This window comes from Streptomyces sp. V2I9 (genome assembly GCF_030817475.1).
Classification (GTDB): Bacteria; Actinomycetota; Actinomycetes; order Streptomycetales; family Streptomycetaceae; genus Streptomyces.
The window spans coordinates 18,618-29,541 of record NZ_JAUSZJ010000001.1; the positions used below are offsets into that span (position 1 = coordinate 18,618).

At 74.1% G+C, this 10,924-nt stretch carries 1 protein-coding gene; it reads left to right on the top strand.

From position 1 onward, the window contains the following. The first annotated feature begins 31 nt into the window (after positions 1–31). A complete protein-coding gene (locus QFZ71_RS00015; protein WP_373465062.1) occupies positions 32–10,654 on the top strand; it encodes an SDR family NAD(P)-dependent oxidoreductase in 10,623 nt (3,540 codons plus the stop codon). Positions 10,655–10,924 lie beyond the last annotated feature (270 nt).

The window sequence follows — 10,924 nt, forward strand, 5'->3', positions numbered from 1 at the left end:
CGAACGCTACGTCGAAGCCCTGCGCACCCTGATCAAGGAGAACGAACGGCTCAAAACCCGCAACCAGGAGCTGGTCGTCGCCGGGCACGAGCCGATCGCCATCGTCGGGATGGCCTGCCGGCTGCCCGGCGGTATCGACTCGCCCGAGTCGCTCTGGGACCTGGTGTCCGCCGGAGGCGACGGCATCAGCGAGTTCCCCGCAGACCGCGGCTGGGACCTCGGCTCCCTGTACGACCCGGACTCGCGGGGCGAGGGCACCTCGTACTCCCGGCAGGGCGGCTTCGTCCACGACGCGGGACGCTTCGACGCGGACTTCTTCTCCATCTCGCCCCGCGAGGCCGCCGCGATGGACCCGCAACAGCGCCTCCTCCTGGAAACCTCCTGGGAGGCGTTCGAGCAGGCCGGGATCGACCCGAAGCCGCTCAAGGGCAGCCCCGTCGGCGTGTACGTCGGAGCCGGTACCTCCGGCTACGGCATCGGCGTCCCCGTCGCCGAGGAAGCGGCGGGCTACGCGCTGACCGGTACCGCGACCAGCGTGCTCTGCGGCCGGGTGGCCTACAGCTTCGGCTTCGAGGGGCCGGCGGTCACGGTGGACACGGCGTGCTCGTCGTCCCTGGTGGCACTGCACCTGGCCGTACGCGCCCTCCAGGCCGGCGAGTGCTCGATGGCCCTGGCCGGCGGAGTCACCGTCATGGCCACCCCGGCCGCCTTCGTCGAGTTCAGCCGCCAGCGCGGTCTGGCCCGTGACGGCCGCTGCAAGGCGTTCGCCGCCGCCGCCGACGGCACCGGCTGGTCCGAAGGCGTCGGCATGCTCCTGGTGGAGCGCCTCTCGGACGCCCGGCGCAACGGGCACCGGGTCCTGGCCGTGGTGCGCGGCAGCGCGGTCAACTCCGACGGCGCCTCCAACGGTCTCACCGCCCCCAACGGCCCCGCCCAGCGCCGCGTCATCCTCGACGCACTGGCCGCCGCCCGGCTCTCCGCCGCCGAGGTCGACGCCGTCGAAGGCCACGGCACCGGCACGACCCTGGGCGACCCGATCGAGGCCCAGGCCCTCCTGGCCACCTACGGCCAGGAACGTACCGAACCCCTCTACCTGGGCTCCCTGAAGTCCAACATCGGCCACACCCAGGCCGCTTCCGGCGTGGCCGGAGTGATCAAGATGGTTCAGGCCATGCGCCACGGCGTGCTCCCCAGGACCCTCCACATCGACGCGCCCAGCCCGCACGTCGACTGGCTCTCGGGTGCGGTCGAACTCCTGACCGAGAACCGGCCGTGGCCCGACTCCGGAGAACCCCGCCGGGCCGGGGTCTCCTCGTTCGGCGTCAGTGGCACCAACGCCCATGTGATCGTGGAGGGTGTCCCGGCCGGGGAACCCGATGCCGATGCCGTGGTGGCCGGTGGGGGGCCGGACGGGGTGGTGTCGGCCGGTCTGTGGGTGCTGTCGGGGCGGGACGAGCGGTCGTTGCGTGCTCAGGCCGAGCGGTTGCGCGGGTATCTCGTGGCGCGGCCGGAGCTGTCTGCGGTGGATGTGGGGTTCTCCCTGGCGACGACGCGGACGGCGCTGGAGCACCGGGGGGCGGTGATGGGCGGCGGCCGGGATGAACTCCTGGCCGGTTTGGGTTCGTTGGCCGCCGGTGTGCCGGCTGCCGGGGTGGTGAGCGGGGAGGCCCGCTCGGGCAAGCTGGCGCTGCTGTTCTCCGGTCAGGGTTCGCAGCGGCTGGGCATGGGCCGGGAGTTGTACGAGGCGTACGGGGTGTTCGCGGACGCGTTCGACGCTGTCTGCGCCCGTGTGGAGCTCGAACGGCCGTTGCGGGATGTGGTGTTCGGTGACGACGCCGGTCTGCTGGGGCGGACCGTCTACACGCAGGCGGGCCTGTTCGCCCTGGAAGTGGCCCTCTTCCGCCTGCTGGAGTCCTGGGGGGTCACCCCGGACGTGCTCGTGGGGCACTCGATCGGTGAACTCGCCGCCGCCCACGTGGCCGGGGTGCTCTCCCTGGACGACGCCTGTGCTCTGGTGTCGGCGCGCGGGCGGCTGATGGACGCTCTGCCGGAGGGTGGGGCGATGCTCGCCGTGGGAGTGGCGGAGGAAGCCCTCACACTGCCCGACGGGGTGGACCTCGCCGCCGTCAACGCACCCGCCTCGGTCACCGTCTCCGGCGGGACGGAAGCCGTCACCGCGCTGGAGGAGCGGCTGCGCGGGGAGGGGGTCCGGGTCAAGCGGTTGGCGGTCTCCCACGCCTTCCACTCGCACCTGATGGAACCGATGCTGGCCGAATTCGCCACGGTCGCCGAGTCGTTGACGTACCACGCCCCGCAGGTCCCGATCGTGACGACCGCGCCGGGGCAGATCGACACCCCCGCCTACTGGGTGGGTCAGGTCCGTGAGCCGGTGCGTTTCGCGGATGCGGTGCGTGCGGCTCACGGAAGCGGGGTCACCGGGTTTCTGGAGCTGGGTCCGGACGGGGTGCTGTCGGCGCAGGCGGGGATCTGTCTGGCCGATCATGCCGAGGTGAGTGTGCTGCCGGTGCAGCGTGCGGGCGGTGACGGGGTGGGTGCCCTGTTCGCGGCGGTCGCGGGAGCGCACGTCGCCGGAGTGCGGTTCGACTGGGCCGCGGTGTACGGAGGTCTCGGCGGCCGCGTCGTGGACCTGCCCACCTACGCCTTCCAGCGTGAGCACTACTGGGCCGTCCAGCCTTCCCCCGAAGGCACGGACCCCGCGGATTGGCGGTACGCGGTCACCTGGCGGCCCCTGCCGGAAGCCGGGCAGCCGGCACTGCGCGGAACCTGGCAGGTACTGGCGGACCCCGATGCGCCCCACCACGACCTGGCCGCCTGGTGCGCCGAAGCGCTGTGGGCCCACGGCGCCACCGTCGTCGTCGGCAGCACCCCCGCTCCGGACGCCGACGGGCTGATCCTCCCCTACGACCCCCGGCCGCACGCCACCCACCCCGAGCTGTCCCTCGGGCTGGCCGCACTGCTCGCCGCGGTGCGCGGGGACGGCCCCCCGGTATGGGTACTCACCCGAGGCGCGGTCGAGACCGCTGCCGACGAGCCCGCCGCCGACCACGGGGCGGCACAGCTGTGGGCGCTGGGCCGGGCGGCCGCGCTGGAGAAGCCGCACCGCTGGGGCGGCGCCGTCGACCTCCCGGAAGAACTCGACGCGGATGCCGCCCGGAGACTGAGCGCCGTCCTCGCCGGCACGGGCGAGGACCAGGTGGCCATCCGCGCCCGTGGCGCCTTCGGCCGGAGACTGGCCCCGGCGCCCGTGCGCCCGGCCGAGCCCTGGCGGCCGCGCGGAACCACCCTGATCACGGGCGGCACCGGCGCGCTCGGCGCCCACGTCGCCCGATGGCTCGCCGGCCGCGGCGCCCCGCACCTCGTGCTGGCCGGTCGGCGCGGTGCCGAAGCCCCGGGCATGAGCGAACTCACCGCCGAACTCACCGCGGCGGGAGCCGAGGTCACGGTCGCCGCCTGCGACGTCAGCGACCGCGCCGCCCTCGACGGACTGCTGGCCGCGCACCCGCCCAGCGCCGTGATCCATGCCGCCGGCAGCGGGGAGTTCGGAACACTCGATGACGCGAGTGAGGCCGACTTCGCCACCGTGCTGGCCGCCAAGGTCACCGGAGCCCTCCACCTCGACGACGCGCTCCGCGACACGGATCTCGACGCCTTCGTCCTCTTCTCATCGGTCTCCGGTATCTGGGGCAGTGGCAGCCAGGGCGCCTACGGGGCGGCCAACGCCGCCCTGGACGCCATCGCCTCCCGCCGTGCCGCGCGGGGCCTGCCCGCCACCTCGGTGGCCTGGGGCCCGTGGCACGGCAGCGGCATGGCCGGCGCGCAGGAGACCGCCGACTACCTGCGGCGGCGCGGCTTGCGCACCATGGACCCGGCGAAGGCACTCGACGCCCTGGGCGCGGCGGTGGCCGGCGGGGACGTCTCCGTCGTCGTCGCCGACGTGGAATGGGCGCGCTTCGTTCCCACCTTCACCGCCGCCCGGCCGCAACGGCTCTTCGACGGCCTGCGCGTCATCGCGCCGCAGGCCGGGGCTGCGGCACCGGCCGCACAGGCCGGCGCCGAGGGGGGGTCCGCGTTCGCGGCCCGCCTCGCCGCGCTCGGGGCCAAGGAGCGCCGCCGTGAACTGGTCGCGTCGGTCCGTGCCCGCGTCGCCGCCGTACTGGGCCACCACGACGCCGACGCCATCGATCCCCGCAGGGCTTTCAGGGACCTGGGTTTCGACTCGCTCACCGCCGTCGAACTGCGCAACCTCCTGGCCGAAGACACCGGCTTCAGCCTGCCTGCCACCGTCGTCTTCGACCATCCCACCCCCGCCGCGCTGGCCGACCACCTCGACGACCTCGTTCTGGACGTGGACGGCGACGGGGGAGCGGTGGCCACCACCGCCGCCGCCGACGAACCCATCGCCATCGTCGGCATGGCCTGCCGCTATCCGGGAGGCATCACCTCCCCCGACGAGCTGTGGCAGGTGGTCGCCGAGGGCCGCGACGGCATCACCGACTTCCCCGAGGACCGGGGCTGGGACACCGCACGCCTCTACGAACCCGAAGGCAGCGCGGGCACCTCGTACGTCCGTGAGGGCGGATTCATCAGCGACGTCGCCGAGTTCGACGCCCGTTTCTTCGGCATCTCACCCCGCGAGGCGGTGGCCACCGACCCGCAGCAGCGCCTGATGCTCCAGGTCGCCTGGGAGGCCCTGGAGCACGCCGGCATCGATCCCGCCGCACTGCGCGGCAGCGACACCGCCGTGTTCGCGGGCACCAACGGGCAGGACTATCCGGTCCTGCTCGCCGCCGATCCCGAAGTCAGCGAGGGGCACCAGGGCGCCGGCAACGCCGCTGCCGTGCTCTCCGGCCGCGTCGCCTACACCTTCGGCTTCGAGGGACCCACTCTCACGGTGGACACCGCGTGCTCGTCGTCCCTGGTGGCACTGCACCTGGCCGTACGCGCCCTGCGCGCCGGCGAGTGCTCGATGGCCCTGGCCGGCGGGGTCACGGTGATGTCGACACCGACCGCCTTCGTGGAGTTCAGCCGACAGCTCGGGCTGGCGGCCGACGGCCGCTGCAAGGCGTTCGCCGCCGCCGCCGACGGCACCGGCTGGGGCGAGGGCGTCGGCATGCTCCTGGTGGAGCGCCTCTCGGACGCCCGGCGCAACGGGCACCGGGTCCTGGCGGTGGTGCGCGGCAGCGCGGTCAACCAGGACGGCGCCTCCAACGGTCTCACCGCCCCCAACGGCCCTGCCCAGCGCCGCGTCATCCGCAAGGCGCTGGCCGACGCCGACCTGCGGCCCGCCGACATCGACGTGGTGGAGGCGCACGGCACGGGCACCAGACTCGGCGACCCGATCGAGGCCCAGGCGCTGCTGGCCACCTACGGTCAGGAACGTGACGAACCCCTGTACCTGGGCTCCCTGAAGTCCAACATCGGCCACACCCAGGCCGCCGCCGGCGTGGCGGGTGTGATCAAGATGGTGGAGGCGATCCGCCGGGGCATCCTGCCGGAAACACTGCACGTCGACGCCCCCACCCCCCAGGTGGACTGGTCGGCCGGCGCGGTCGAACTGCTGACCACGTCACGCCCCTGGCCGGAGACCGGCCGGCCCCGCCGGGCCGGGGTCTCCTCGTTCGGCGTCAGCGGCACCAACGCCCACGTGGTGCTGGAGGCCGTCGCGGCGACCGAGCACGCCGAAACGCCGGCACCGTTGAGCGACGGCAGCACCCCGCTGCTCCCGCTGCTGCTCTCCGCCCGGACGGCGGACGCGCTTCCGGCACAGGCGGAGAAGCTGGCAGCGGCCCTCGGAGAGCACCGGATCGCCGACGTCGCCCACTCGCTGGCAACGACCAGAGGAGCACTGGAGCACCGTGCCGTGGTGCTGGCGGCCGACACCGAAACCGCGGGCGCCGCGCTGCGGAACCTCGCCGGCGCCGTCGTCGGACGGGCCGAGGAAGACAGCTCCCTGGCCGTGCTGTTCTCCGGTCAGGGTTCGCAGCGGCTGGGCATGGGCCGGGAGTTGTACGAGGCGTACGGGGTGTTCGCGGACGCGTTCGACGCGGTCTGTGCCCGCGTGGAGCTCGAACGGCCGCTGCGGGATGTGGTGTTCGGTGACGACGCCGGTCTGCTGGGGCGGACCGTCTACACGCAGGCGGGTCTGTTCGCCCTGGAAGTGGCGTTGTTCCGGCTGGTGGAGTCGTGGGGGGTGGCCCCGGATGTGCTGGTGGGGCACTCGGTGGGGGAGATAGCCGCCGCGCATGTGGCCGGGGTGCTGTCCCTGGACGACGCCTGTGCTCTGGTGTCGGCGCGCGGGCGGTTGATGGACGCCCTGCCGGAGGGTGGGGCGATGCTCGCCGTGGGGGTGGCGGAGGAAGCCCTCACACTGCCCGACGGGGTGGACCTCGCCGCCGTCAACGCACCCGCCTCGGTCACGGTCTCCGGGGACGCCGCGGCCGTCACCGCCCTGGAGGAACGACTCCGGGCACAAGGCCTACGCGTCAAGCGGCTGGCGGTCTCCCACGCCTTCCACTCGCACCTGATGGAACCCATGCTGGCCGAATTCGCCACGGTCGCCGAGTCGTTGACGTACCACGCCCCGCAGGTCCCGATCGAGACGACCGCGCCGGGGCAGATCGACACCCCCGCCTACTGGGTCGGACAGGTCCGGCAGCCGGTCCGCTTCGCCGACGCCGTGAACCGGCTCACCGGAGTACGCACAGCCCTGGAACTGGGCCCGGACGGAGTGCTGTCGGCGGCCGCCTCGGAGCTGCTGGAACAGGGCACGGCCGTACCGGCACTGCGGACCGGACGCGACGAGACCGAAACGCTGCTCCGCGCCGTGGGAACCCTGCATGTGCGGGGTGTCGCGGTGGACCGGGCCGCCCTGCTCGCCCCCGCCGGCGGCCGGCGCGTCCAGCTGCCCACCTACGCCTTCACGCGCGAGCGCTACTGGCCCTCCGCCTCGGCCTCGGCACGCTCCGGCGACGTGGTCTCCGCCGGACTGGGGGAGACCGGGCACCCCATCCTCGCCGCCGGCGTGGAACTCGCCGACGACGGCGGCCTGCTGTTCACCGGACGCATCTCCCCGCGGACGCACCCGTGGCTCGCGGAACACCGCGTGCACGGCCGGATCGTGGTGCCCGGCACCGCCTTCGTCGACCTCGCGGTACGCGCCGGCGACCAGACGGACTGCGACGTCCTGGACGAACTGGTCCTGCACACCCCGCTGGTGCTGACCGCCGAGGAATCCGTCCAGATCCAGGTCTCCGTCGACGCTCCGGGCGAGGACGGGGGACGGGAGATCACCGTCCACTCCCGCACCTGCGATGACACCGGCTGGATCGGGCAGCCGTGGACCCGGCACGCCTCCGGCACCCTGCGGACCGCCGCCCCGGCGGCCGCGCCGGAACTGTCCTGGCCGCCGGCCGGCGCCCAGCCCGTCCCGACCGACGAGCTCTACCCCTCCCTGGCCGCGGCCGGCCTGGAGTACGGCCCCGCCTTCCAGGGCCTGCGCCGAGTCTGGCGAACGGGCCAGGAACTCTGGGCCGAGGTCGAACTGCCCGAGACGGCACACGCCGACGCCGGACGCTTCGGACTGCACCCGGCACTGCTCGACGCCGCGCTCCACTCGCTCGCCGCGGGGGCGGAAGCGTCCGACGGCCCCGCCGGACCCCCCGGACTGCCGTTCTCCTGGTCGCAGGTGGCACTGACCGTCTCCGGCGCCACCACGCTCCGCGTGCGTGTCTCACCCCTCGGCGCCGACGGCGTGGAACTGCTGGCCGTCGACCCCGGCGGGCAGACCGTCGTATCCGTCGGACGCGTCGTGCTGCGTCCCCTCGCCGAGGACACCGCGACGAGGACCACCCCCGCGCGGCCGGTGCACCGGGTCGACTGGATCCCGCTGCCCGACCCGGCACGCACCCCCGGCACCTGGGCCGTCCTGGGCGACGACCCCTACGGCGCGGCCGAGGCGCTCTCGGCCCTGGGAGCCGACTGCGTACGGGCGCCCGGCATCGCCTCCGCCTCGGCCGGCCTGCTGCTGGTCACCTCGGCACCGGACGACGACCGGGACGACGCGCAGAGGCGGGTGACCGCGATGCTCGCCACCGTCCAGGACTTCCTGGCCCGCGAGGACACCGACGCCACCCTCGTGGTGCTCACCCGTGGCGCCGTCGCCGCCGGTCCCGGCGAGGACCTGACCGACCTGGCGGGCGCCGCCGTGCGCGGCCTGCTGCGCAGCGTGCAGTCGGAGAACCCCGGCCGCCTGCTGATGGTCGACATCGACGCCGACCCCTGGACGGCGCTGCTCGCCGCACCCGGCGCGGACGAACCGGAACTCGCCGTCCGCGACGGCCGGCTGTACACCCCCCGTCTGGCCTCGCCCGCGGACCGCACCCTGCGGGCGCCCGAGGGCCCCTGGCGGGTGGGCGTGGTCTCGCGGGGCGCTGTCGAGGGTGTGGGGCTGGTGCCCGCACCCGATACGGAAGCCGCCCTGGAAGAAGGACAGGTACGGGTGGCGGTACGAGCGGCGGGCATGAACTTCCGGGACGTGCTGAACGTACTGGGCATGTACCCCGGAGAGGTGGAGCTGGGAGGCGAGGCCGCCGGCGTGGTGGTGGAAATCGGGCCGGGGGTCTCGAAACTGGCCGTGGGGGACCGGGTGCTGGGGTTCTTCAGCGGGGCGATGGGCCCGTCGGCGGTGGCCGACGAGCGGCTGCTGGCCCCCGTTCCGGCCGGATGGTCCTTCGTCCAGGGCGCCGCGGTCCCGATCGCGTTCGTGACGGCGTACTACGGGCTGCTGGACGTCGGCGGTCTGTCGGCCGGGGAATCGGTGCTGGTGCACGCGGCCGCCGGCGGGGTCGGGATGGCGGCGGTGCAGATCGCACGGCACGCGGGAGCCGAGGTGTACGGCACGGCCTCGCCCGGCAAGTGGGACGCGACCGGACTGGACACCGGGCACCTCGCCTCCTCGCGGGACCTGGAATTCGAGAAGATCTTCGCGGAGCGCACGGGCGGCCGCGGGGTGGACGTGGTCCTGAACGCGCTGGCCGGAGAGTTCGTCGACGCCTCGGTGCGCCTGCTGGCTCCGGGCGGACGGTTCGTGGAGATGGGCAAGGCGGACGTCCGCGACCCGGACGCGGTGGAGGGCCGGACCTACCGCGCGTTCGATCTGAGCGAGGCCGGTCCCGAGCGGATCGGACAGATGCTGGACGAGGTGCTGGCCCTGTTCGCGCGGGGAGCGCTCACCCTGCCGCCGATACGGACCTTCGACGTACGGCGGGCGCCCGACGCGTTCCGCTTCATGAGCCAGGCCCGGCATGTGGGCAAGGTCGTGCTGTCCCTGCCGCGCGCGGTGGAGCCCGGCGGCACGGCGCTGATCACGGGGGGTACCGGTGCGCTGGGCGCGCTGATCGCCCGGCACCTGGTGGAGCGGCGCGGCGCCGACAGGCTGCTGCTCCTCAGCCGCCGGGGCCCGGACGCCGAAGGCGCGGACACCCTGGCGGCGGACCTCGAGACGGCCGGAGCGCGCGTCGAGATCGTGGCCTGCGACGTCACCGACCCCCACGCCCTGGCCCAGGCGGTGAAGGGGCGACGCATCAGCTCCGTCTTCCACCTCGCCGGCGTCCTCGACGACGGTGTCGCCACCGCCCTCACACCCGACCGTGTCGCCCCGGTGCTGGCACCCAAGATCACCGCGGCACGCACCCTGCACCAACTTGTGCCCGACGCCGAGGAGTTCGTGCTCTTTTCGTCCGTCTCCGCGACCCTGGGCAGCCCCGGCCAGGCCTCGTACGCCGCGGCCAACGCCTACCTCGACGCCCTGGCCCACCACCGCCACACCTGCGGACTTCCCGCCCTGTCCCTGGCGTGGGGCCCGTGGGACGTCGGCGCGGGCATGCTCGGCGTGCTCACCGACGGCGACCGCAGGCGGGCCGCCGGCTCCGGCCTGCCCGTACTCACCGCCGACGAAGGGCTCGCCCTGCTCGACGAGGCCCTCACCGGGCCCGACCCGGCCGTGGTGCCCGGCGCCGTCGACGTCACCGGGTTCGCCGGCCGCTCCGACGTACCGCATCTGCTGCGCGGACTGGTACGGGGCCGCCGGCGCACCGCCGCCGCGGTCCGGGAGGCCGGCTTCGCCGACCGGCTGCGGGCCCTGCCCCCCGCCGAGCGGGCGCAGGTGCTGCTGGACTGGGTGAGGTCGGAGGCGGCCGCCGTGCTCGGCTTCGCCGGAGCGGACGCCGTCGAACGGGACCGGGCGTTCAAGGACCTCGGCTTCGACTCGCTGACCGCCGTGGAACTGCGCAACCGGCTCGGCGCGGCCACCGGCACCCGGCTGCCCGCCACCCTCGTCTTCGACCACCCGACACCCGAAGCGCTCGCCGAGCGGCTCGGAGCCGACCTGGTGCCGCCCGCTCACGACCCGGCGGAGGCCGTGATGGCCGGACTCGACCAACTGGAGGCCGCGTCGGGAGAGCTGACCGACGGCGACCGTGCCCGGCTGCGCGTCAGGATGAGCGCCCTGCTCGCCCGGTGGGCGGATCAGCCCGACGGCCCGGACACCGCGGACGAGGGCCGGGACGCCGATCTGTATTCCGCCACCGAGGAAAACATCTTCGCGCTCATCGACAACGAGCTGGAGAGTCCGTGACCCACCACCCGCCGGGTGCCGGAGTTCATCCGCGTGCGGTGCGTCGGGAGGTATTGCGCGAACAGTTCCCGGAATACCTCCCGCAGTCGTCGCGTGATGCCACGGACCGGCCCGCACCGTCCGGGCCGCGTGGCGTAGTCGAAACGGCACGGCCCCCTTCCTTTGCGCCGGTCATTCCCGGCGCACCGGCCCGCCCCCCGGACGCCCGGGGCGACCTCACGGCTCGTCACCCCCCTAGGGGTGGGCTTAGGGGTTGTCGGCGGCTCGGGG